Here is a 24,539-nt window from a genome sequence, read left to right as displayed (position 1 = left end):
TAGTACATATAATTTATTTATATTTGTTGTGAACGAAATTTATTCCCTTTAAAAAGAGTATGCCATTTTTAAGATTATTTCTTCTTCCTATAGCCCTTTTTTATGGTTTAGTTGTATTTTTTAGAAATATGTTATTCGATTACGGAATTTTTTCTTCGAAAGAATATTCTGTTCCAATAATATCTGTAGGTAATTTGTGCGCTGGAGGAAGTGGTAAATCGCCCTTAGTAGAGTACATACTTAGACTCATTGATAATCGTGAAAAAGTTGCTGTTTTGAGCAGAGGATACGGAAGAGATTCTACAGGTTTTCAGTGGGTTACAAGTAAATCTTTTGTCAAAGACGTTGGTGATGAATCTCTGCAAATTGCTCGTAAGTTTCCAGAATTAAATGTAGCTGTATCGGAAAGTAGAAACAAGGGTATTCAAGAAATAATCCACAACGAGTGTGATTTAATTTTGTTAGATGACGCTTATCAACACCGTTGGGTAAAACCGGGTTTGAACATATTATTGACTACTTATGATAATTTATTTATCAACGATAATTTGTTACCATACGGAAAACTGAGAGAGTCTAAGAAAAATTTTAGGAGAGCAGATATTATTGTAGTTACAAAAACGCCATACCCTTTATTGCCCCTAGACGAATATAGACTTAAAGAACAAATATCACCATTCTTTAATCAAAAGTTGTGTTATTCTTATCTAGAATACCAAGAGCCTGTTAGTTTATACACTAAAAAAACACTTTCAATAGAAGGTAAAGAGGTGATTTTGATGACAGCTATTGCCTCAGCAGATTTGTTAAAAGAGTATGTTGATTCTAGAGCAAAGATAATAGAGCATTTTGAGTTTAAAGACCACTATAATTTTAAGAAAAAGGACATAAAAAAAATAATTGAATGTTATAACAAGATTGATTCGCAAGAAAAGTTAATTTTAACCACTGAAAAAGATGCTACCCGATTAGCACTTTATGAAAACAACTTTAAAGGTATTCATATTGGATATATACCCATAGAGTTTAAGTTTCAAGGTAAAACCAACTTTAACGAATTAATTTTAAATTATGTTGAGCAAAATAGAGTCGATAGCAATGTTTCTAGAGCCGAAAATGCCATTCACGCCTAAGGCGGGTATTATTCTTGGCACTGGATTAGGAGGATTGATTCAAAAAATTGATATAAAACTTAGCCTTTCTTACCAAGACATTCCAAATTTTCCTGTTTCTACCGTTGAGGGTCATAGTGGTAAACTCATTTTTGGTCTTTTGTCAGATGTACCTGTTGTAGCTATGCAGGGACGCTTTCATTATTATGAAGGATATGATATGCAAGATGTTACTTTACCTGTTAGAGTAATGAAATTCTTAGGAATAGAACATTTATTTATCTCAAACGCTAGTGGTGGAGTAAATCCTGATTATGAAGTGGGAGATTTGATGGTTTTGAATGACCATATCAATTTAATTCCTAGCCCTTTGGTTGGTGCTAATTTAGACACTTTAGGTCCTCGATTTCCTGATATGAGTGATGCTTATGAAAGAACAATGATAGAAAAGGCATTGAAAATAGGTCTTGATAAGGGATATCGTGTATTTGAAGGAGTTTATGCGGCAGTTACTGGACCTTGTTTGGAAACTCCTGCTGAATATAAATATCTTAGAATAATTGGAGCTGATACAGTAGGAATGTCAACAGCTCCAGAGGTTATTGTAGCTCGTCATATGGGTATTCCTTGTTTTGCCATCTCTGTGATAACGGATTTAGGAGTGCCTGGAAAAATTCAAAAGGTTAGCCACCAAGAAATACAAAAAGTAGCTGAAGTGGCTGAGCCTAAACTTACCATAATAGTAGAAGAACTAATCAAAACATTAGTGTAAAATGAAAACTTTCAATTTCATATTTTTTCTTTGTTTACTTCTAGCCAATATTTTAAAAGCTCAAGTTGCTGAAAACGTTAATCTTTTGTTCAACTGGAATGAAGATACATTGGTGGGGTCAGCAGCATTCGATAATGTCTATAATGAAATATGGGGTGTGGTGGTTGATGATAGAGAATATGCCATTATTGGCTCAACTTATGGAACACATTTTTTTGATGTTACCAACCCACAATCTTCTTATGAGGCGGCCTTTGTAATGGGGCGTGTAGTGGGACCAGAGATTATCCACAGAGATTATCACGATTATCAAGGTTATTTGTACGCTGTTTCTGATGAAGGAGCTAGCTCTTTGCAAATCATTGATATGTCAACTTTGCCGGATTCGGTAAGTGTGGTTTATGATTCGTCTGATTTATTTGAGCGTTCGCACAATATTTTTATAGATACTGCTAAAGCACGATTATATACTACTAATGGGGATATCTATTCTTTGGAAAATCCTCTTGACCCAAAATTTATTTATAATACCTCATTATTAAGTTGTCATGATGTGTATGTTGAAAACGATACTGCTTACATCAATACAGGTACTCAAGGTTTTGCTATTGTAGATTTTAGCCAAACTTCTTTAGAAAATCAATCGCATGAAGTCATAGGTACTTTAGCAAGTTATGCTGACCAAGGATATAACCATTCTGGTTGGATAACACCAGATGGTAACTATTATGCTATGGCTGATGAAACTTGGGGTATGAGGATGAAAATGCTAGACATTTCAGATTTTTCTAACATTGAAGTAATTGCTCTTTTTGGTTCTGGTGTAGATGTCAATTCCATTCCACATAATCAAATTATAAACGGAAACTATTTATATACAGCCTATTATCATGATGGTTTGTATGTACATGACATTTCCAATCCGTCAACACCTATACTCATGGGTTATTACGATACATTTGAGCCTAATCATCACGATAGCTATATGGGGGCGTGGGGCGTTTATCCATTTCTTCCTTCTGGGAATATCTTACTTTCAGATATGCAAACGGGTTTGTATGTTTTTGAAGTTAATTATGAAAATCCATTATCAAATGACGAAATGCTAGTCAAAAAGAATAAGGTTTATCCTAATCCTAGTGATGGGATTATTAATGTAGAGCTTACCTCTGTTTCAGAAGTAGAATTGTTTGACATTCAAGGTGGCAAAGTTTATACAGCTAGTGATGTTTTAGATTTGCAAATTCAAACGGATATGTTTAGTGATGGTATTTACATTTTAAAAATTAATGATAATAAAGGAACAAGTACTCATAAAATTAGTATTCAATAATCTTTTTTAAATTTCTTTGTAATAAGAAAAAGAAGTGTAAATTTGCAAACCATTTCGGATAAATTATATATAAAATGAAAAGAACATTTCAACCTTCAAATAGAAAAAGAAGAAATAAGCATGGTTTTAGAGATAGAATGGAATCTGCTAACGGCCGTAGAGTATTGGCTAGTAGAAGGGCTAAGGGAAGAAAAAGATTAACTGTTTCCGACGAACCAAGACATAAGCGTTAATCGTCGGTCTCAATATTATAAAGGTGTTGCTTTTGCAACACCTTTTTTTTGAGCTGTTCTGTTAAAAAATCTTTATTTTTTGTTAATAGTTTCAATTCCAAACTAGTCCACACCTTTTTTAAATCTTTTACATTCGCACATACACAAATTATTATGCCCAAAGACACCTCCATACAATCCATTTTAATTATCGGTAGTGGACCAATTGTTATTGGTCAAGCCTGTGAATTCGATTACTCTGGTTCTCAAGCTGCTAGATCACTTGCCGAAGAAGGAATAGAAGTTTCACTGATAAATTCTAATCCGGCAACTATTATGACAGACCCCTTAGTTGCTGATCATGTTTACCTTAAACCATTAACCGTTGAGTCTATTGAAGAGATTTTAGAAGAACGTAAAATAGATGCTGTTCTTCCTACAATGGGTGGACAAACAGCTCTAAATTTATGTATAGAAGTGGATGAGAAAGGTATTTGGGAAAAACACGGTGTTAGAATTATTGGAGTAGATATTGCCGCTATTAATATTACTGAAGACAGAGAAGAATTCAAACAGTTAATGGAAACAATAGACATTTCCTGCGCTCCCTCTCAAACGGCTACTTCGTATTTAGAGGGGAAAGAAATAGCTCAAAAATTTGGTTTCCCTTTATGTATAAGACCATCTTTTACTCTAGGTGGAAGTGGTGCTTCATTTGTCCATGCAGCCAAAGATTTTGATAAACTCCTAAAACGAGGAATGGCAGCATCTCCAATTCATGAGGTAATGATTGATAAAGCCTTATTTGGTTGGAAAGAGTATGAATTAGAATTGCTTAGAGATAAAAACGATAATGTTATCATTATTTGTTCTATTGAAAATATGGACCCTATGGGAATCCATACTGGTGACTCTATTACGGTAGCACCAGCTATGACATTATCCGACACCACTTATCAGAAAATGAGAGATATGGCTATCAAAATGATGAGAGCTATTGGTGACTTTGCAGGAGGTTGTAATGTGCAATTTGCTGTTTCTCCAGATGAAAAAGAAGATATAATTGCCATAGAAATTAATCCAAGAGTTTCTCGTTCATCAGCATTAGCATCAAAAGCAACAGGATATCCTATTGCCAAGATAGCTTCCAAATTGGCTATTGGTTATACACTTGACGAATTGAATAATCAGATTACAAAGTCTACATCGGCTTATTTTGAGCCTACTTTAGATTACGTGATAGTTAAAATACCACGTTGGAATTTTGAAAAATTCGAAGGTGCTGATAAAGAGTTAGGCTTACAGATGAAGTCTGTAGGTGAAGTGATGGCTATCGGGCGTTCATTCCAAGAAGCCTTACAAAAAGCTTGTCAATCGTTAGAAATTGGAAGAAATGGCTTAGGTGCCGATGGTAAAAATTGGACCAATCAAGACGATATTCTTCATGCTATGAAACATGCTAGTAGCGATAGGGTATTTAGAATTTATGATGCTATGCGATTGGGAATACCTTTAAAAACCATATACGATATTACCAAAATGGATTATTGGTTCCTTAGACAATTGGAGCAATTAGTCGTTTTAGAATTTGAAATTGAAAAATACCACGTTGGTAATGTTCCTGAAGAACTTATACTAGAGGCTAAAATGAAGGGTTATGCGGATAGACAGATAGCTCATTTACTAAGATGTCTTGAAAGTGAAGTGCATCAATTAAGAACAGAAATGGGAATTAATAGGGTTTATAAACTTGTAGATACCTGCGCTGCTGAATTTGAAGCAAAAACACCATACTATTATTCTACATTCGAATCCAAAAAGCAATTAGCCAATGGTGAATCTTTTTCGGAAAATGAAAGTGTTTCTTCCGACAAAAAGAAAATAGTTGTGCTAGGTTCTGGACCTAACCGAATCGGTCAAGGTATTGAGTTTGATTATTGTTGTGTTCATGGTGTTTTAGCAGCCAAGGAGTGCGAGTACGAAACCATCATGATTAACTGTAACCCTGAAACGGTTTCAACTGACTTCGATACTTCTGACAAGCTTTATTTTGAACCTGTTTTCTGGGAACACATTTACGACATTATAAAGCATGAAAAACCTGAAGGTGTAATTGTTCAGTTAGGCGGACAAACAGCATTAAAATTAGCAGAAAAACTTGAGCGTTATGGTATCAAAATTATGGGTACTAGTTACGAGGCATTAGATTTAGCTGAAGATAGAGGTCGTTTCTCTACACTTTTAAGAGATAATGATGTGCCATTCCCTGAATTTGGAGTTATTGAAACAGCCGAAGAAGCTTTAGAACTAGCTAAAGAATTAAATTTTCCAATTCTTGTTCGTCCTTCCTATGTACTAGGAGGTCAAGGCATGAAGATTGTAATTAATGAATCTGAATTAGAACATCACGTTGTTAATCTTTTGAAAGATATTCCTGGCAACAGAGTTTTATTAGATCATTATTTAGATAATGCTATTGAGGCTGAAGCAGATGCTATTTGTGATGGGGAAAATGAATATATCATAGGAATTATGGAACACATAGAACCTTGTGGTATACATTCTGGTGATTCTAATGCTGTGTTACCGACATTTGATTTGAGTGATAATGTCCGTCAACAGATGATTGATATTACACACAAAATTGCTATAGCATTGAAAACAGTAGGTCTTATTAATATTCAATTTGCTATTAAAGACGAAAAGGTATTTGTTATAGAAGCTAATCCTAGAGCATCACGTACTGTTCCTTTTATTGCTAAGGCATACAAAGAGCCTTATGTTAATTATGCTACTAAAGTAATGTTGGGTGATAAAAAAGTGACAGACTTTAATTTTGACCCTCAGAAAAGTGGATATGCTATAAAAGTACCCGTATTCTCATTTAATAAGTTTCCAAATGTCAATAAAGAATTAGGTCCTGAGATGAAATCTACTGGTGAGGCCATACATTTTATTGATGATTTGAAAGATCCGTTTTTCAAAAAAGTATATTCTGAAAGAAGTTTATATTTGAGTCGTTAAAGTATGTTAAAAGCACTTCTACTCATATTAATAATTTTTTATTCTGTTCGCTTTATTAGTCGACTCTTGTTGCCTTTATTGTTTAGAACGATGGTTAAGAAGGCGAGTAGAAATATGAGACCCAATGAACCTAAAAGGAGAGAAGGAGAAGTATCTATTGACAAAGCTTCAAAGCAAAAAAAACAGTCTAATTCTTCAGTTGGTGAATACGTTGATTTTGAAGAAATAGACGATAACTCATAAAAATATAATTATGAAGACACTTGAATTGAAAAAGCTGATTCCTCATGTATCAGCAGTTGTGCTATTTGTGTTGATAACACTAATTTATTTTTCTCCTGTTTTGGAAGGCAAGAAAATAGACCAACAAGATATTAGACAGTTTACTGGTATGTCCAAAGAGATAGTAGACCATCGTGCCGAATACGATGAAGAGCCACTATGGACCAATTCTATGTTTAGTGGTATGCCAGCTTATCAAATATCGGTGCGTTACAAAAAGAATCTTATATCGTATTGTTCTCAATGGTTTAAATTGTATTTGCCTGGACCAGTAGGTGCTGTTTTTCTATACCTTATAGGATTTTATTTTTTATTAGTTTCTTTAGGAATAGACTATCGCTTGGCAATTGTTGGTGCAGTAGCCTATGCCTTTTCCTCGTATTTCTTTATAATTATAGAAGCAGGACATAATACTAAAGCTCACGCTATTGGGTATGTAGCACCAATACTGGCATCTTTCCTTATGGTACTTAGGGGTAAAAAAGTGCTTTTGGGCTCCGCTTTAACGGCTCTGTTTACCTCACTTATTTTAAATGCCAATCATCTTCAAATTACCTATTATCTAGTGATGTTATTGTTTATAATAGGTTTAGTTAAGTTTATAGAAGCCTACAAAGAAAAAGCTTTACCACTTTTCTTAAAACACCTAGGTATGTTATTATTAGCAGGTACGATAGGTTCTTTGACTAGCTTAAGCAGGATTGCTACCACTCTGGAATACGGTCAAGAAAGTATTAGGGGAAAGTCTGAACTTACCGACAACCAATCTAATAAAACATCAGGTTTAGACAAGGATTATGCCACTGCTTGGAGTTATGGTAAAGCAGAGTCATTTACTCTATTAATACCTAATTTTCATGGAGGTGCTTCTGGCGGAGCTTTAACCACCGATTCTGAAACATATCGACTATTTAAAAACTCACAACAAGCAAGTCAAGCTAAAAAAATCATAAAACAATTACCATTGTACTGGGGGTCTCAACCTTTTACTTCTGGACCTGTTTATGCTGGAGCTATAGTTTGCTTTTTGTTTGTACTGGGATTATTTTTGATAAAAGGTTATCTGCGTTGGTGGATTTTAACCACCTTTTTGTTGATGTTAGCTCTTAGTTGGGGTAAAAATCTTATGCCACTAACTGATTTCTTTTTAGAGTATATTCCTGGATATAACAAGTTCAGAGCGGTTTCTACCACATTAGTAATCGTAGAATTGCTTATTCCATTTTTAGGTATCCTTGCGCTCAATAAAATTATTAAAGAAGGAAAGACTAATGAAATTATGAAATCTTTCAAATACGCTTTAGGAATTGTTGGAGGTTTATGTTTACTATTTGCCTTAATGCCAAATACCTTTTTTGACTTTGAGGGTTTAAACGATGCTCAATACGGAGAGGCATTGACTGAAGCATTACGAGTAGATAGAGCTTCTTTGTTTTCTGCCGATGCGTTTCGTTCTTTAGCCTTTATACTATTATCAGCAGCTGGTATTTGGTTGTATTTAAACAAAACGATAAAGAAAACGCCTCTTATTCTTCTTATAGGTGTGCTTATTCTTGGCGATATGTGGGCGGTCAATAAGCGTTATATAAATGATGAAAATTTCAAGGCAAAAAGAAAAATATTACAACCTTTTACACCATCTTTAGCAGATAGCCAAATTTTGCAAGACCCCGACCCAAACTATAGAGTTTATAATACTACTGTTAGCCCTTTCAATGACGCTTCTACCTCGTATTTCCATAAGTCTATAGGTGGTTATCACGGAGCAAAGCTTAAGCGTTATCAAGAGCTAATCGATTTCCATATTTCTAAAGGTAATATGAATGTCTTGAATATGCTTAATTCAAAATACTTCATTGTTAGAGGACAAAATAATCAGCCTATTGCTCAGCGTAATCCTAATGCTTTAGGAAATGCTTGGTTTGTTTCAGATATAATAATGGTAGAGAATTCCGATGTAGAAATTCAAAAGTTAGGTCAAATAAACACTGCTAATCAAGTTGTAGTAGACCAACGTTATGAAGTGCCATCTACCATAGACTATGATAGTACAGCAACTATTCAATTAACGAATTATAAAGCCAATCATTTAAGCTACACATCTTCGGCTACTACAAATCAGTTTGCAGTATTTTCTGAAATATATTACGACAAAGGTTGGAACGCTTATATCGATGGAGAGCTAGTGCCACATATACGAGCCAATTATCTGTTGAGGGCATTACCTATACCTTCAGGTCAGCATACCATTGAATTTAAGTTTGAACCACAAACCTATTATGCAACCGAAAATATTACTTTATTTAGTTCACTCATTGTAATTATAGCCTTGTTCGGTGCAGTATTCAAAGAGGTAAAAGATTAATGAAAAAGGTTCTCATCATTACTTACTATTGGCCACCGGGTTCAGGACCTGGTGTTCAACGCTTTTTAAAGTTTAGTAAGTACCTGAGAGAGTTTGGTTGGGAGCCAGTAATTCTGACTGTTGATAACGGTAGTTATCCATCGATTGATCAATCTTTAGAGCAAGATATACCAAAGGGTCTGCATGTTTACAGAAGTCAATCTTTTGAACCCTTTAGATGGTACAATTTATTGAAAGGAAAAACTTCAAAAAATGCTAGTGTTGGTGCTATAGGTTTACAAAGTCGTTCTTTTTTCCAACGTCTAGCATTGTATATAAGAGCAAACTTTTTCATTCCTGATGCTAGAGTAGGATGGAATAGATTTGCTATTAAAAAAGCTCGAACTATTTTTAAAGAACATGACATTGATGCTATAATTAGTACTGGGCCACCACATAGCTCACATCTTATTGCTGATGTACTTAAAAAAACATATAATAGACCATGGATTGCTGATTTAAGAGACCCTTGGACAACGGTTTTTTATAATGCCTATTTTCCTAGAACAGAAAGTACTAAAAAGAAAGACAAACAATTAGAAGATTTAGTCCTAAAAAATGCCGATTCTATATCTGTAGTCAGTCAGGGTATGCATGATGAATTTTCTGATAGAGCTAATGATATTAGTTTGATTTATAATGGCTTTGATGATGCTGATTTTAAGGGGTTGAAAAAGGTTAATAATGATAAGTTTACGATTGCCTATGTAGGAAATTTTAAACCTAATCAAAACGCAGTCTTAGTTTGGGAATGTTTAAAAGAATTGTGTGACAAAAACGTTCAATTCAAATCCGATTTAAACATTTCTTTGACTGGTAATATAGATTCTTGTGTTGTAAATTCTTTACAAGAAAATGGTTTAAAAGAACAACTCTCAATTGAGGGTTTTGCTGCTCATCATACTGCTGTACAGCGCATGTTAGATGCTAGTTTATTATTATTTGTTATTCCAGTATCTGAAAGAAATCACTTAATAATAACAGGTAAATTGTTCGAATACCTAGCAACTGCAAACCCTATACTAGCTATTGGTCCAACAAATGGGAATGCTTCGTCTTTGCTCAAAGATGCTAAAAGAGACGAAATGTTGGATTACAACGATAAAGACAACATTTTACTACAAATTGAAAGTGCTTACACCAGTTGGAAAAATAAGAGTATTCCGCAATATAGCCTCAATGATTTAGAACGTTTTACAAGGAGAGGCTTGACAGAAAAATTAGCAAATAAACTTAATGAGCTTTCTAAATGAAACGGATAGACATCAGTAAGTTCCAAAAAGACAGTTCTTTTTACGGTCAAATAGATTTGCTACTTACGGTAAAGAGTTTTGACTTACAAGCCATCAGAAAAAGGTATTTAGAATCCAAAAAAAATAAACGCTCTGGAAGTACTCAGCGTAGAACACCAGCTTTAGGCGGTGTAGTCTCATTAAGTCTTAATAAGGGTAAACTTTTTAACGATGAAGTTTTAAGTCAACTGAAAGAGCCTAGAGGTATTGATTTTTTGAATAATAAGTTAGCTGTTTCTTCTGAAGAAAAAGTTTTTGTTTTAACAGATGAAGTTCAAACTTTAGAAAACGATTATTTCAGTTATATACACACGGTTTCCTTTTGTCCTTTCGATGACAATAGATTAATGGTTTCATCATCGGGTTTTGATTGTATTTTTGAATACGACTTAAAAGATTCTAATCTAATTTGGGAATGGTTTGCTTGGGAAAATGGATTCGATAGGGGAAAAGATCCCATTACACATTCAGATGTACTATTGACTAGAGATAAAGACCAAGCTAAAAAGTGGCAAAAAGAGGGTAAGACGTTTTTATTAATAGACAACCCAAAGACTCAAAGTTTACCTACGGCTCTGCGTTCAGCATTCATCAATTCAGTAGCTTATCACATGAATAAGGAAAACCTCATTTTAGCGACTTTCTTCCATGCCGGTAAGATGATGCAAATCAATAAAAAAGATAATAGTGTGCTGACTGTTATTGAATCCATGCAACATCCTCATGGAGGCAAACAATCTGATGCTATTTCTCTAGCAACAAGTACAAACTCTGGTGAAATTGTGCTTATTAAAGATAGTGTTGAATACAGGTATTACACCAATAAGTTGGAAGGTAAACCATCTGAATTAGGTGATATGGAATGGCTTCAGAATTCTATACTTATAGATGATTTCATCATTACCATTGATAGTAACCGAACTTCATTTCTGATTTTTAGTCCTGACAAAGGTTTATATGATATAATACCATACAATATGGATTGGGCGATACAAGATATGGTATGTGGTACTTTAACTCAAGAGCAAAAGGTCTTGTTACAAGAAATTAGTCTATCCAACGGATAAGTTCAAAGGCTTCGGCAAATTCACAGCCTACTTGAGTGCCTCTCACACGTGCTAAGCCTTCTATAAACGATTTCGATTTGTAATTTCTAAATCCTTGAGATTTATATTCTGAAATAGCTTGCCATTTGGCATCTAATTGCTTTTCAGAAAGTCTAGTATGGTAGTTAGAGGTAAAGGATAAATTATTCCATACCAATTCATAACCTAAAATACGAGAGTGCTTAAAGGCACGTATTCCTTCTTGGTTTACGACTTGATGATCTTGATGAACATCATTTGAACTAGGAAGTACAACCATATCTACTTGTCCAATTCTTTTACGGAAATCGATTAATTCTTCCAATATATCTTGTCTGTATTTAGGAAACTCTCTCACTGGAAAATTAAAAGTATGTATATTATCTTCAGCTATTCCTAGATGAGCACATGCTTTTTTTAATTCACTAAAAAGAATGTCTTTTTCAAAACCTGTAGGGATAGACTTATGACAAGGAGAAAAAGCTAAGTAATGAATTTTTGCTCCTTCATCAGACCATTTCTTGATACTTGCTCCGCAACCAAATTCACCGTCATCAGGGTGAGGTGCTAAAATTAGAATATTCATCGTTAATAGGTTAAGTCTTACAAATATAGTGTTTATTAAAAGTTATTTTTGGATTCTAACAACTGAATTAAATCTTTTACATTTGTAATGTATGGGAATCATTAGGAAGCAAAGTATTCATAACTCCATTAGCCTTTATATAGGAATTTTTATTGGTGCCGTAAACACCATTTTAATTTATCCTTTTGTTTTTGAAAGTAATCCAGAATATTGGGGTTTATTACAAATTTTAGTGTCCTATTCTATAATTTTTTCATCTTTCTCTCATTTAGGTGGGCCTAGCATTTTCCTTCGTTTTTTTCCGAAAGCCCAAGCTAAAAGTGAATTATTGAGTTTTGTGTTGTTACTATGTGTTATTGGTTTTTTACTCTTTGCCTCAATATTCCTTTTTTTTAAAGATTCTTTGTTGTCTTTTATCGATGCCACACCTTTACTACAAGACCATTTTTATTTAGTTGGGGTATTGGTATTTGCACTGAGCTTTTTTGACTTATTTTCTAGTGTATCACGTTCTCATTTAGATTCTTCCACACCAATTTTTTTAAATGAAGTTTTTGTAAGGGTTTGTGTATTAGTTTTACTCGTATTGTATCATTACGAATGGATTATTTTTAATCAGTTTTTGCTTAGCTTTATTTTTATTTATCTGATTAAACTAGTTATATTATTATTCTTACAATTTAAAAATAGACGACTTTCACTCAGTTTGCAATTTAGCAAGTCGGATTTTAAAGAACAGTTGAAATACGGTTTTTATGTCATTACGGGAGGTGGTGCAGCCATTTTAGTATCTCGTTTTGATATGTTGATGATAGAGCATTATCTTGATTTAAAACAAGTCGCATATTACGGCTTGGCATTTTTCATTGGTAGTGTTATTTTAGTGCCTTCTCGTTCCGTTTCTTCTATTTCTTCACCTTTAATTGCCAAATCCTTTGAGAAAAATAATTTGAATAATATACAATCGATATATTCCAAAAGCTCTATCAATTTACTAATTATAGGGGCTGTTCTTTTCCTCTGTGTACTTTTAAATATTGATGATATTTTAAGCATACTACCAGAGAAATTTTCACATGGCAAGATTGTGGTATTTTTTATTGGAGCTGCTCAATTAGTCAATCTTGTTGCAGGTTTGCACGGTTTGATTTTGATTCACTCTTCGTATTATAAATCTATCGTGTACTTCAATTTATTTCTATTCTTAATTACCTTCATTACTAACCTTATTTTTATTCCAATGTATGGTATAAATGGTGCGGCTCTTGCCACCTTTATTTCCTTATTGTTATTCAATGCTGTAAGGATGATATACGTTTATAAAAAAATGAATTTTCAACCGTTTAGCTCGAAAACTGCAATTACTTTTTTGATGATGGTGGCTATCTACTTTGGTCTAAATTACATACCTCTGACTTCTATGGCTTTATTGAATATTGTTATCAGAAGTCTTATCGTTTGTGTATTAGTAGCTTTTACAGTTCAGCATTTTAAACTGTCTGAAGATATTAGCTCTCTGATTAAAGAATTTAGAAAGAATTATCTAAAAATTTGAATCAACGTGTTATCCTGCTTTTGATTATCGTAGTTGTGGTAAAGCATTTTTTTACCATTTTCACCCATTTCTTTTCGCAACGATTCATCATTAACAAGTTGTTCTATACATGCTAAAAACTCATCTTCATTAGTATAAACCAAGCCACAATTATAATTTTCTATAAGTTGTTGTTGTGGCAGACAATCAGATGCTATGATTGCTTTTGCACCGAATAAGTATTGGAATATTTTGTTGGCTATTCCAGATTCGTGTTGTGCATTTTTGATAAGAGGGCATACGCAAATATCAATGCTGTTAAGATAGGAGGGGAGTTCCGATAAATCAATCCAAGGAATGTGATTGACGTATTCTTTAATAGAAGGATTAGCAATCCATTCTTTAAAAGTCTTTACGTCAGCTTTATCAATAGGCCCAATCAAAAGAAGGTCAATTTTTAAACCTATTTCTATGGCCTTCTGAAACACTGAAAACAACGTAAAAATACCTCTTCTTTGACCGATAACACCGAAGTAAAAAAGAGTTGTTCTATTCTTTGTTTTAGGTAATATTTTGATAGAAAATGACTCGAATTTTTTTAAATCAATAGAATTGTCAAAAGAGTAAATAGTTTCAGATTTCAAGAAATTATATCTTTCAATTAGGGAGTTTTTAAAATTTTCCGATAATACAATGATTTTATCGGCATAGGATAAATACTCTTTTTCTTTTTTAAACCAAATAGAAGTATTTGCTAAAAACCCTCTTAGCGAACCTTTTGTCCAGTTATAGGAGTTGACAGCAACTGGGTAATTTTCGTGCAAATCTAGAATTAGCTCTACCTCTTTTTTTGAAGATTTAATGGCTTTATGAGCACATTTTGACATGTATAAATCGTGTGCATGAATTGTGTCAATGGAATTTTCTAGAATAAACTGACGTATTTTCTTAGACCATAGGTACTCGTATATGGGTATTCTTTGAAAAAGAAAAAATAAAATATTTTTTAATTTTTTACTCAGCTTAATGCTAGTTACTTCAATAGGCTGTACATTGCTGTAGTCGTAATTTTTGAAACTAAAGCACAACACAAATACATTAAAACCATTTTTCACCAAGATGTCGGCTTCTTTTCTTACTCTAATATCAGAGTAAAATTCTTTATCTAAAACAATACCGACATTTTTTTTGGACATTCTTAACTACTTTTTTGTTGTTCCCATTTCCAAGCACTTTTCATAGCGTCCTCAAGAGTTTTTTTAGCCTTCCATTGAAGTTGGTTTGAGGATAAGGTATTATCCGAGTAAATTTTTTCTACATCACCAGCTCTACGGGGTCCAATTTTGTAATTTACCTTAATATCGTTTACTTGTTCAAATATATGAATAGCCTCAAGAACACTAACCCCATTTCCTGTGCCAATATTGAATGCTGATTTTCCCTTGTTTTTCATGACATATTGCAAGGCTTTAACATGAGCGTTAGCCAAATCAACAACGTGAATATAATCCCTTAGACAAGTACCGTCTTTTGTATCATAATCATCTCCAAAAACAGTTATTTGTTCTCTGATGCCTATAGCTGTTTCAGTAATGATAGGAACTAGGTTACTAGCTTTGTCAGATGAACAGTCTCCAATTAATCCGCTTTCGTGAGAGCCGATAGGGTTGAAGTAGCGTAATGAAATACCACTAATATTGGTCTTGTTTAATAATTCTTCGCAAAGTTGTTTTGTCTCACCATAAGGAGATTCTGCTTTTTTGAAAGGGGCACTCTCACTGACAGGTAATACATCTGGGCTACCATAAACTGTACATGAGGATGAGAAAATGATATTTTCTACTTTATGTTTTTTCATTACATTCAATAGAACTTGTAAAGAGCCTATATTATTTAAGTGGTATTTTTCTGGTTCTCTGACCGATTCTTCAACAGATTTATAGGCTGCAAAATGTATAGCACCTTCAATATTTTTTTCTTGTTCAAAGACAGCATTTAATGCCTCTTCATTGGTACAATCTACATTGAAAAAAGGTATGTGTTTGCCAATAATTTTCTCAGCACCTTTAATATTCTGAATAGAGGTGTTACAAAGGTTATCAACTATAATAGGTTCGAAATTGTTTGCTGATAATTCAACAAGAGTATGAGACCCTATATATCCTGCTCCTCCTGTTACTAATATCTTTGTCATAATAAACTAATGGTTAAAATGTTCTGCCGATTCCTACAACAAACCTATTGGTCTGAAAATAACCTTCGTCAATACTTGGGTATCTATTTAAGAAAAATGGTAAATCTAATCTCAAAGTTATGGGCTCTATCATTTGTAAAGGTCCCCATTCATTAAAGGTTAGAGCAAAACCTAATCCAGCATCTGAGCGTACCTTTGAAAAAGCTTCTTTATAATTTTCTCTTGTTATTTCTGTAGTGTTTATCACACCAGCATCGGCGAAGAGATAACTTTTGAATGGTAAGCCAAAAATTCTATTTAATGAAAAGATATTCTGAAACTCTAATTCAGCACTTATTGAAGCACCTGAAGTCCCGTTATAAGAGAGTAAATAATTGCCATCTTCATTTATCTCCGGAGCATAATAACCTGCATAACCTCTGAGGTTTAAGCCACCACCCATTTGAAAATGATTGGTGGTGCTTCCATAACCAAGCCATTGATTAGGAATGAAACCTTCTGCTCTAGTGAACTTATTTTCCATTAATTCCTCGGAATTAGCACCTGCAAGATTAAGCCTTGATTCTCCAGCCCAATTCGTTCCACTACCGTATTGACCAAATAAGCGCGTGTTGAGTTGTAATTTTCCTAATTTACTCTTGTGTACGGAAGTTAGAACTACCTTAGAATAATCATAGTCACTTCCTACAGATGAACTCGTTAATTCTAAGTTAAGTTCACCATCACCTCCTTTGTAATTATAAGAATGCGTCCACCCAAAAGATGCAGTATTATTGAATTTTTCACTTTCCCAAACTTTATAATTGGTATATCTTAAGTCTGATTCTTTGGCTCGGTACATACTTTTAAATGAAGCATAAAACATATTCTTTTTAGAATAATCGTATTTCTTCATTTTAATTTTATTTAGATTTAATCCATCTAGCAATCTACTATGTAAAGTGATATCTGTATGCTTACTGAATTTATCTAAGCCTGTATTATAATTAAAGCGATAGGAGAATGGGTTATATTCATTTTGATAATAATCATAATAATTATAATCTTGAAGGAAAGCCGTATTTAGCCAAACGTTAGCATCTACTTTATGGTGGTAGTTCATATAATCTCCATTAATATGAAAACCTAATTTAACACCATCATAATTATTATACCATACATCTGGTCTTGCGTTTAGTTCGTATTGCTTCCAATCTGGAATATTCCAAACCCTTGAATCGAAATCGACCTCCATTGGTACTTTACTAACATTATTTAACATATACTTGTCTGCTAGTCGGTTAGTAGGGTCAATAACGACACGTTCTATACCAGATGGAATTTCTACAGTTGCAATATATTTAGGATACAATTTACCCCAAGCGTGCCATTTGTTTAATACCGTTGCATCGGTATTTTTTACAAACCAATGATTTGGAATGTGGTATTTGTACTCTTTTCCATCATTAGCAAAAACACTAAAATCAATAGGCATTTGCATTTCGCCTTTACGTTCAAAAGTAATTTCATATTTATCTTGAACAATATTTTTTACATTATCAATGCTGTAATCAATAGTTTTACTGGTTTCTAACCATTGGTCAAAAAACCAGTTTAAATCTACTTTGGTATATTCTATAATAGACTCTCTAAAATCTTCAAAATAGGGATGTGCCATTTTCCACTTTTGAAAATAGTGTTGCATAGCTTCTAAAAAGAGTTCATCACCCAAAACGTATTGAAGATTATATAGCATAGCACCTGTCTTGTAATAAACGTGGCGGTATCCTCCACCATGACCAAGTGCGCTACCAAAATCATCAGAATGCGTGTTTAAAGCAGGGTCATTGTATTTAGTTGCATCTCGTAAATAAGCATAATATACTCTTGAGTCTATGGCTTTAACGTCTTTTGTAAAACGTATGCCGTATTTGCTACTTGGCTTTTCTCTAACTAGATAATCCCCATCAATTTTTGTTAATGCCCAAGCAGTTAAAAACTGAGTAAATCCTTCATCCATTGCAGCTCTGTAAGTTTCATTAGAACCTACTTGAGCATAAAACCATTGGTGTCCAATTTCGTGAGCTAATAATCCTCTATAGCCAGGGTCACTACCACTATCTAGTGTAATCATGGGGTATTCCATACCATCTCTAGCATCAGCAACAATGATTTTGTTATAAACGTACATACCGATATCTTCAGAGAAAACCTGAATAACTTTAGCTGCAAAGTCAGCAGCATTTTGCCATCTTGAGGCATGTGGCTCTTGTACTAAAGAAATGGCTCTAATGCCATTCCACTCGGCTTCACCAATTCTGTATGTTGGGTCGGCAGTAAAGGCGAAGTCGTGAACATTTTCAGCGTGATATATCCATGTTTTTCTGGAAAGACTATCGTAAGGAATAATAATGCTAGGGGGTGAGTTCCAAGGTTTATTCGCAAAATTCTTGATGTCTAATTTTTCTCTTAGACTAGCTGGCATAACTTCCTCTCTGTTTTGAAGAGCTCCAGTAGCTTCAACAATGTAATTCGATGCAAAAGTTAGTTCCACATCAAATGTTCCAAAGTCACCATAAAACTCTTTACCTAGGTGTTGGTCTTTAGTCCAACCGAATTTTTTATCGTAAACGGCAATTCTTGGATACCACAACACACCATCATAATGAGTATTGCCAAAGGCGTTAAAGGTTTTCATTCGTCTTCTCAAAGAACCCGTATCAAAATAGGTTTTAAAATCCATATTGATAGTAATCTTATCACCACTTTTTAGTGGTTCATTTAGAATAACTTTCAAAATGGTATTGTCTAATATTGTCTCTACTAATTTACCATCGACTTTAAGGTTTTTTACTACTGTACCTAGACCTTGTTTTTCGTACCTACCATAACTTATTTCTTTTTGGTTTTGATTATGAAGTTCTGAACAATACGAATTGGGGGTAAAGGCATTTTGATACAAGTGAAAATACAATTCATTTAAATCATCAGGAGAATTGTTCCAATACACCAATTGTTCTGTGGCATCAATAATATCTTTGGTTTCATCGATGTTAGCAATAATGGTGTAGTGTACATCTTGTTGCCAATAGCCTGCAGGTGCTTTATTTTTCCAGTAGTTTGGATTGTCTGCTTGATTGTAGGTGTTAGGTTTGCTAAGTGGATTGTATATGTTCTGAGAGAACGAAATTGTGCTAGATAAAATAGCTAATAAAATGAAAAATAACCTCATGAAAAACTGTCTTAGATTTTAAGTCGCAAAGATAGAAAAATCAATCAGATTTCTATGTGAAGTTTTAGGTTGATTAGCCTTGAAGTTAGTCTGTTAGGAACACCAAACTGATAACCATTGGTGTCTTTTACCCATAAGAAAGAGATGGTGTTGTCTATATCTAGTAAATTGAAGACTTCCATACTTATCCAAGTCGATTTGGTAAATTTGAAAGGGTTGAATTTTCTTGTTTCTTGACCTTCTTTTTTAAGAATAGCAGAAAAACCAATATCTACTCTTTTATAGTTTGGAATGGTAAAATTGTACTGACCTTTATAGCTGCCAGGAGCAGTAAGTGGTAGGCGTGAACCGTAAACCAAATTGAGATGCATCTTGAAGTTAGGGTTTTTGGGAAGATAATCTTGAAAGAATAGGTTGAAATTAACCAATTGATTGGTTGGTCTATCATAATAGCCTGGTTCTATAGTATTTCCTTCGCTATCGGTATAACTATCGTCTAGAATGTCTGCTTTTGTACTTAAAATAGATACACTAGCCCAGGACTCAATATTTTTAACAAATTCACCATTGAGTCTTAAATCTATACCCTTTGCATAACCCACAGCATTGTTATTGGCGTAATAACGAATTCTAACATTTTCTACTTCATAGGGAATGAGGTCGGTAATATCTTTATAATACAGTTCAGTGACTAACTTAAAAGGACGTTGCCAAATTTTAAAATTATAATCACTACCCAGAACATAATGAATGGATTTTTGAGATTTAATATTGGTATTTAAATTACCGTTAAAATCTCTTAGCTCTCTGTAAAATGGAGATTGATAGTAGTATCCTGTTGCAAACCTAAAAACGATGTCTTCATCCCATAAGGGCTGATAAGAAAGTGATGCTCTAGGACTAAATAGGTATTCTTCATTAAGTGTCCAATAGGAAGTTCTTATTCCAGAATTCAGATTAAACCGACCTAATTTTTGTTCAAATTGCATAAATGCATTATATCTGTATGAATCCAAATCAATGGAAGTTCTAAGTGATTCGTCCAAAACAAAAGAGGTTGGGTTTTGCAGACCTATGCCTACAGAATCTACTGGGTGAGGTAATGAATAATCAGAAGAATCAATTAATGTCCATTCGTTGATTTCATCTTTAATTTGTTCTTTTTGTCCTTTTATTCCCCATCGAAATTCAAAGTCATTTTTGAAATAGACTCCTTTATGCTCTAAATTATAGACGACAGCTTGAAGGTAGTTTCTAGCATGATTGAGGTGAGAGCCTACGCCAATATTAAAACTTGCTTCTCCAAATGATTCTGACCCCAAGTCGTTATCAACTTCAGATAGCCAATATTGACCAAGAATATCAAAAGTTTCGCTTTCATAGGTTTGAAAAGCAGTTAGCGTCAAGTCAGTTTTTAGGTGTTCATTGGCTTGATAAGAGAGGTTATAGGCATTGAAAAAGGTTTCGTATTTATCTATTTCTTGTCCTTCAAAATAAATACGTAATTCTAAGGGAACGCTAATTGTACCAAAACGGGTGGTTTTATTAGCAGGAATATGTTGGTATTTGTTGTTGGAGTAATTGAATAGAGTATTAAAGGATAGGCGATTGCTGATTTGGTAATTGACAAAGGCTTGAACATCGCTAAAACTTGGTTTGTATTCTCCTTTAGTTTCAAGACTATTTAACAAATAGGCGTTGGATTTATGACGTGCCCCTATCAAATATGATAATTTTTTAGACTTATCAGCTCCTTCAAGGTGTAAATTTGCACCTAGCAAACTCAAGGTTGCCGATGCTCCAAACTCTTTAGGGTTTTTATAGGTTATATCTAGAACAGAAGACATCTTGTCACCATACCTAGCGGCATATCCTCCAGCTGAAAATTGTATGGATGATACTAGGTCTGAATTTACAAACGACAGACCTTCTTGTTGACCAGAACGTATTAAAAATGGGCGATACACTTCTATACCATTGACATAAACTAGGTTTTCGTCAAAATTTCCACCTCTAACAGTATATTGAGAGCTTAATTCTGTCGAAGAATTAACACCTGGTAAAGTTTTGATTAATCCCTCAACACCTCCACTAGCAGTAGGAATTGTGACAGCGTGCTTAGCATCTACCTTTTCAAAGGTATTAGAACGTGTTTTTTGGTCTTCTATTTCTACATTATCTATAGATACTCCAAGGTTTTCTAAGGTAATATCAAGCTCGTAATTTTGTCCCTTTTTGAGCATAGGGAGTTTTACAATTTTGGTTTTGTAGCCTACAAAAGAAAAACTTAACTCTTGCTCTCTATTGGCCGAAACATCGATAGAATATTTTCCGTTACCATCTGATATTGTGCCTTTAGATTGGTTAATGACACTAACATTTACACCTTGAAGAAAAAATTTTTCTGAAGTGCTTACTACTCCATTAACATTTTGTCCAAAACCATTATAGGAAAGGAATAAAATTAGTATTAATGAATGCCTGAAAACACCTTTTAACATAGATTCGCAAATGTATTAATATTCATATTAAATTATTTTAGATAAGCACATTTATTTTAAATTTGGCGTCAATAGAATAACTTATAATTTTTAGATATAGTATCTATGAAAAAAATATTGATTTTATGTACTGGTAATTCTTGTCGTTCTCAGATGATGGAAGTTGTCCTCAAAGATATGCTAAGTGCGTCACAATTTGAAGTTTACAGTGCTGGTGTAGAGGCTCATGGTATCAATCCTTACATGAAACGAGCAATGGAGAACAAAGGTTATTCTTTAGAGGGGCATACTTCCAATACTATGGATGAATATGCACATTTACAATTCGATTATGTCTTTACAGTTTGTGACCATGCAAAAGATAATTGTCCATACTTTCAAAATGCTACACAACGAATACACCATTCTTTCAATGACCCTGCAGATGCTGAAGGTAGTGACGAAGAAAAAATGCTAGTTTATGAAAAGGTTAGGGATGAAATAATTTCTTATTGCACGAGTGCTGTTCACAATCTTTGATTTTTATCTGTAGAAAACAGCTTGGTATTCTGTAGCATTGTTTACCGAATCATAAACAACCAATTTAAAGACATGTTTTCCAGCTTTTAAATCTTTTTTAAAATAATGAGTAAGCTTATTATTTTTAGGCTCATATTCCATTAATACCCATTCGTCATTGATTGTGGCTGAATAGGTTTTAACACCACTTTCTTCGTCTTTAATGGTCATTTTTAAGGTTGAACTTTTCATCGTTTTACCTGGATATATATTTAGACCTTTTACAATTGGATTAATGGTGTCTATGGCTACAGTGAAATTACCGAATAAACGCGTTTTTACAGAAATTTTTCCGTCTTTGTAATTGCCGCCAACATAGTTCGGTTTACCTGTTTTATTGAGTTTACAGATGTATGATTTGGACGCCAAACTATCAGGCACTGTTGTTTTTACCGATAGAGCGTAGGGACTATGAACAGTAGATTCTTCATTGTGAATACAATGTATAGGAGAATGAAAAATATCACTTGAGTCTTCAAAAACTTTATATGTGAAGAATAAGGTGTCGTATAAGGAATATTTAGGTATTTCTATGGAAAGTAGTTCATTGTCGAAACTATTTTGTTCTTCAAAAGGAAAAACAGATGTGAACTTAACGGTATCTTTAATATTGTTATTGGATAAAACCTGCTCGGATTTCTTGACATTAAAGTTCAATTCAGACACATTTTCATAAACATCTTTTACTCTAATCACCACTTTTTGCGTACCATTTTTAGGGTTAATAATTCCTTTGTTGGCAACATAATCGTATATGGATAATTTGTTGTTAGGCTCAAGAAAACACTTGTGTAACTTTCTTTTGTTTGTGACTTTTTCAGAATAATCCAAATGAGAGTTGATATAACGTGTTTCATGAAAACCAAATTCCTTCATAGTATGGGAATAAATTAACTGACTATCTACCAAGACTTCAATGGAATACACCCCGTTTTTATTGTTGGCTTTATTCAATAAGTCGTAAGTATTTATACCCAAAGCATATGGTCCACTGACCTCGATAGTTTTGTCGATGTAACAATTCTTAGCGGAACCTTTTACTAGAAAAATCTTATCTTCATTATCACCATCAATAACGGTCTTTTTTGCCTTAGAATAAACTTTTAACTCTTTTATGACTGGTGGAATATTGTCAGTAATATCAAAACCAAATTGTAAACCATTTTGTGGGTATTGATTTTGACTATTTCTAATTTCAAAATGGAGGTGAGGAGCTGCTGAACTGCCTGTGTTTCCAGAAAGTCCAATGATCTCGCCTTTCTTTACTCTTAACTCATCTTTAGTTGGAAATAATTCAATGTCATAGCTTTGGTTTTTGTATTGGTTGCTAATAACATAATCTTGAATGGCACCAGTATAACGCATCAAATGGGCATAAACCGAACTGTAGCCATTATCGTGTGTGATGTAAATGGCTTTGCCATAGCCCCAAGGAGAAACTTTTATTCTAGAAACATAGCCGTCAGCTATAGCATAAACTTTTAAACCAGATTGCCCTTGGGTTTTAATGTCGATACCTGCATGAAAATGATTATTTCGCAATTCTCCAAATGTACCTGATAACACCAATGGAATATCTAGAGGAGGATGAAAGTCTTGAGGATGTTCTTGTCCAAAACTAACTAAACTAAACAACACCACTACAGCAACAAAATAAATTTTATGCATTAATTATAATCTTTACTAGGTCAATAAATATTTGCAAAAATAATACTATAAAAATTAACGTAATACTTTGTATTTAAGTATTGCAATGTTACCTTTGTTATTCATATCAATTGAGGATATTTTTTGCTGAATATGAAAGCTACTATTGAGAGATTACATAACAAGTTAGAGTTATTACTCGCTAACTATCAGCAACTTAAAGAGGAGTTAAACGCCTCAAATCAGAAGGTTGATGTATTGTCTAAACAATTAGATGAGCATAACCAAACTATCCAACAATTGAATGAAAAAAATAAAGTTTTGAAGCTTTCATCTTCTATTCAGGGTGAACAAGGGGATAATAAAGCGGCTAAACAAAAAATAAATGAGCTAGTGCGAGAAATAGATAAATGCATTGCCTTGTTAAATAAATGATTGAAATCTTTTTATGCAACAACTTAAAATTAAAGTAACAGTAGCCAACAGAGTATATCCTCTTACCATAAATAGGAAGGATGAGGAAGGTGTTCGAAAGGCAGTAAAAACTATCGAAGATAGGCTGAAGCTTTATGAAGCTAAATTTGAAGCTCGAGACACTCAAGATTTACTGAGTATGTGTTTGCTTGAAATGGCTGTAAAAGTACTTGGAGATGAGCAAAAGGTTAAAGTTGATAGTAGCCTTGAAGATCAGTTATTGGCAATAGAATCTATTATCGATAGTCACTTGTAAAAATGTTCTTTACATAATACCCGCGTCATTCAATCCAGTTTTTAAACTCAACACGTTTAAAT

At 33.6% G+C, this 24,539-nt stretch carries 19 protein-coding genes; 13 read left to right on the top strand and 6 right to left on the bottom strand.

Going from position 1 to position 24,539, the window contains the following annotated elements; genetic code table 11:
* Positions 1–59 precede the first annotated feature (59 nt).
* From lpxK to ISP71_05840, 9 genes are all read left to right on the top strand, one after another.
* Positions 60–1,133: a tetraacyldisaccharide 4'-kinase gene (lpxK, locus tag ISP71_05880; protein MBL6663619.1), complete on the top strand. Its 1,074-nt coding sequence runs from the start codon at positions 60–62 to the stop codon at positions 1,131–1,133.
* A complete protein-coding gene (locus ISP71_05875; GenBank protein ID MBL6663618.1) occupies positions 1,072–1,884 on the top strand; it encodes a purine-nucleoside phosphorylase in 813 nt (270 codons plus the stop codon). The genes lpxK and ISP71_05875 overlap by 62 nt, the downstream gene beginning before the upstream one ends.
* A gap of 1 nt (position 1,885) precedes the next feature.
* Entirely contained in the window at positions 1,886–3,217 is a 1,332-nt protein-coding gene (locus ISP71_05870) for a choice-of-anchor B family protein (protein ID MBL6663617.1), read from the top strand.
* A gap of 74 nt (positions 3,218–3,291) precedes the next feature.
* Entirely contained in the window at positions 3,292–3,450 is a 159-nt protein-coding gene (gene rpmH, locus ISP71_05865; GenBank protein MBL6663616.1) for a 50S ribosomal protein L34, read from the top strand.
* A 153-nt stretch (positions 3,451–3,603) separates the two neighbouring features.
* The gene (carB, locus tag ISP71_05860) at positions 3,604–6,453 is read left to right on the top strand and encodes a carbamoyl-phosphate synthase large subunit (protein MBL6663615.1); all 2,850 of its coding nucleotides are present in this window, start codon (positions 3,604–3,606) and stop codon (positions 6,451–6,453) included.
* A gap of 3 nt (positions 6,454–6,456) precedes the next feature.
* Complete coding sequence (locus ISP71_05855; GenBank protein MBL6663614.1) at positions 6,457–6,696, top strand: DUF4834 domain-containing protein; 240 nt, start codon at positions 6,457–6,459, stop codon at positions 6,694–6,696.
* A 10-nt stretch (positions 6,697–6,706) separates the two neighbouring features.
* Positions 6,707–9,100: a YfhO family protein gene (locus ISP71_05850; GenBank protein ID MBL6663613.1), complete on the top strand. Its 2,394-nt coding sequence runs from the start codon at positions 6,707–6,709 to the stop codon at positions 9,098–9,100.
* Complete coding sequence (locus ISP71_05845) at positions 9,100–10,392, top strand: glycosyltransferase (protein MBL6663612.1); 1,293 nt, start codon at positions 9,100–9,102, stop codon at positions 10,390–10,392. Before ISP71_05850 ends, ISP71_05845 begins: the two co-directional genes overlap by 1 nt.
* A complete protein-coding gene (locus ISP71_05840; protein MBL6663611.1) occupies positions 10,389–11,498 on the top strand; it encodes a hypothetical protein in 1,110 nt (369 codons plus the stop codon). Before ISP71_05845 ends, ISP71_05840 begins: the two co-directional genes overlap by 4 nt.
* Here the strand turns inward: ISP71_05840 and ISP71_05835 are convergent.
* Entirely contained in the window at positions 11,479–12,102 is a 624-nt protein-coding gene (locus ISP71_05835) for a PIG-L family deacetylase (protein MBL6663610.1), read from the bottom strand. The genes ISP71_05840 and ISP71_05835 overlap by 20 nt on opposite strands.
* 91 nt (positions 12,103–12,193) lie before the next feature.
* Here ISP71_05835 and ISP71_05830 point away from each other — a divergent pair, with 91 nt between their 5' ends.
* Positions 12,194–13,657 (top strand): polysaccharide biosynthesis C-terminal domain-containing protein, encoded by a 1,464-nt coding sequence (locus tag ISP71_05830; GenBank protein MBL6663609.1) that lies wholly within the window; start codon positions 12,194–12,196, stop codon positions 13,655–13,657.
* On the opposite strand, the gene ISP71_05825 is transcribed toward ISP71_05830, so the two are convergent.
* The 4 genes from ISP71_05825 to ISP71_05810 are packed head-to-tail and all read right to left on the bottom strand — an operon-like array spanning position 13,642 to position 21,542.
* Positions 13,642–14,832 (bottom strand): glycosyltransferase, encoded by a 1,191-nt coding sequence (locus ISP71_05825; protein ID MBL6663608.1) that lies wholly within the window; start codon positions 14,830–14,832, stop codon positions 13,642–13,644. The two genes, ISP71_05830 and ISP71_05825, sit on opposite strands and share 16 nt — an antisense overlap.
* Positions 14,833–14,834: 2 nt before the next feature.
* The gene (gene galE / locus ISP71_05820; protein MBL6663607.1) at positions 14,835–15,830 is read right to left on the bottom strand and encodes a UDP-glucose 4-epimerase GalE; all 996 of its coding nucleotides are present in this window, start codon (positions 15,828–15,830) and stop codon (positions 14,835–14,837) included.
* A 13-nt stretch (positions 15,831–15,843) separates the two neighbouring features.
* A complete protein-coding gene (locus ISP71_05815; protein MBL6663606.1) occupies positions 15,844–19,041 on the bottom strand; it encodes a M1 family peptidase in 3,198 nt (1,065 codons plus the stop codon).
* A gap of 44 nt (positions 19,042–19,085) precedes the next feature.
* Complete coding sequence (locus ISP71_05810; GenBank protein MBL6663605.1) at positions 19,086–21,542, bottom strand: TonB-dependent receptor; 2,457 nt, start codon at positions 21,540–21,542, stop codon at positions 19,086–19,088.
* Between the two features lie 105 nt (positions 21,543–21,647).
* On the opposite strand from ISP71_05810, the gene ISP71_05805 reads away from it, so the two are divergent.
* Positions 21,648–22,061 carry an arsenate reductase ArsC gene (locus ISP71_05805; GenBank protein ID MBL6663604.1) on the top strand — a complete coding sequence of 138 codons (414 nt, stop codon included), beginning with the start codon at positions 21,648–21,650 and terminating at the stop codon, positions 22,059–22,061.
* 3 nt (positions 22,062–22,064) lie between these two features.
* Here ISP71_05805 and ISP71_05800 read toward each other — a convergent pair whose 3' ends face one another.
* Positions 22,065–23,768 (bottom strand): M23 family metallopeptidase, encoded by a 1,704-nt coding sequence (locus ISP71_05800; GenBank protein ID MBL6663603.1) that lies wholly within the window; start codon positions 23,766–23,768, stop codon positions 22,065–22,067.
* A gap of 132 nt (positions 23,769–23,900) precedes the next feature.
* On the opposite strand from ISP71_05800, the gene ISP71_05795 reads away from it, so the two are divergent.
* On the top strand, positions 23,901–24,182 hold the full coding sequence (locus ISP71_05795) for a hypothetical protein (GenBank protein ID MBL6663602.1): 282 nt from the start codon (positions 23,901–23,903) through the stop codon (positions 24,180–24,182).
* 13 nt (positions 24,183–24,195) lie between these two features.
* Positions 24,196–24,477: a cell division protein ZapA gene (locus ISP71_05790; protein ID MBL6663601.1), complete on the top strand. Its 282-nt coding sequence runs from the start codon at positions 24,196–24,198 to the stop codon at positions 24,475–24,477.
* Positions 24,478–24,539 lie beyond the last annotated feature (62 nt).

The sequence above is a fragment of the Flavobacteriales bacterium genome (genome assembly GCA_016779995.1).
Taxonomy (GTDB): Bacteria; Bacteroidota; Bacteroidia; order Flavobacteriales; family UBA7312; genus UBA8444.
The sequence above is the reverse complement of the archived record's forward strand: the minus strand, read 5'-3'. Positions and strand labels throughout refer to the sequence as shown.

What these genes read in the sequence shown, in the direction of transcription:
- ISP71_05875 (MBL6663618.1), top strand. Translation starts at nt 1,072, where the DNA reads ATGTTGAGCAAAATAGAGTCGATAGCAATGTTTCTAGAGCCGAAAATG.
- ISP71_05850 (MBL6663613.1), top strand. Translation starts at nt 6,707, where the DNA reads ATGAAGACACTTGAATTGAAAAAGCTGATTCCTCATGTATCAGCAGTT.
- ISP71_05790 (MBL6663601.1), top strand. Translation starts at nt 24,196, where the DNA reads ATGCAACAACTTAAAATTAAAGTAACAGTAGCCAACAGAGTATATCCT.
- carB (MBL6663615.1), top strand. Translation starts at nt 3,604, where the DNA reads ATGCCCAAAGACACCTCCATACAATCCATTTTAATTATCGGTAGTGGA.
- ISP71_05855 (MBL6663614.1), top strand. Translation starts at nt 6,457, where the DNA reads ATGTTAAAAGCACTTCTACTCATATTAATAATTTTTTATTCTGTTCGC.
- ISP71_05795 (MBL6663602.1), top strand. Translation starts at nt 23,901, where the DNA reads ATGAAAGCTACTATTGAGAGATTACATAACAAGTTAGAGTTATTACTC.
- ISP71_05845 (MBL6663612.1), top strand. Translation starts at nt 9,100, where the DNA reads ATGAAAAAGGTTCTCATCATTACTTACTATTGGCCACCGGGTTCAGGA.
- galE (MBL6663607.1), bottom strand. Translation starts at nt 15,830, where the DNA reads ATGACAAAGATATTAGTAACAGGAGGAGCAGGATATATAGGGTCTCAT.
- ISP71_05805 (MBL6663604.1), top strand. Translation starts at nt 21,648, where the DNA reads ATGAAAAAAATATTGATTTTATGTACTGGTAATTCTTGTCGTTCTCAG.
- ISP71_05815 (MBL6663606.1), bottom strand. Translation starts at nt 19,041, where the DNA reads ATGAGGTTATTTTTCATTTTATTAGCTATTTTATCTAGCACAATTTCG.
- ISP71_05810 (MBL6663605.1), bottom strand. Translation starts at nt 21,542, where the DNA reads ATGTTAAAAGGTGTTTTCAGGCATTCATTAATACTAATTTTATTCCTT.
- ISP71_05830 (MBL6663609.1), top strand. Translation starts at nt 12,194, where the DNA reads ATGGGAATCATTAGGAAGCAAAGTATTCATAACTCCATTAGCCTTTAT.
- lpxK (MBL6663619.1), top strand. Translation starts at nt 60, where the DNA reads ATGCCATTTTTAAGATTATTTCTTCTTCCTATAGCCCTTTTTTATGGT.
- ISP71_05825 (MBL6663608.1), bottom strand. Translation starts at nt 14,832, where the DNA reads ATGTCCAAAAAAAATGTCGGTATTGTTTTAGATAAAGAATTTTACTCT.
- ISP71_05835 (MBL6663610.1), bottom strand. Translation starts at nt 12,102, where the DNA reads ATGAATATTCTAATTTTAGCACCTCACCCTGATGACGGTGAATTTGGT.
- ISP71_05800 (MBL6663603.1), bottom strand. Translation starts at nt 23,768, where the DNA reads ATGCATAAAATTTATTTTGTTGCTGTAGTGGTGTTGTTTAGTTTAGTT.
- ISP71_05870 (MBL6663617.1), top strand. Translation starts at nt 1,886, where the DNA reads ATGAAAACTTTCAATTTCATATTTTTTCTTTGTTTACTTCTAGCCAAT.
- ISP71_05840 (MBL6663611.1), top strand. Translation starts at nt 10,389, where the DNA reads ATGAAACGGATAGACATCAGTAAGTTCCAAAAAGACAGTTCTTTTTAC.
- rpmH (MBL6663616.1), top strand. Translation starts at nt 3,292, where the DNA reads ATGAAAAGAACATTTCAACCTTCAAATAGAAAAAGAAGAAATAAGCAT.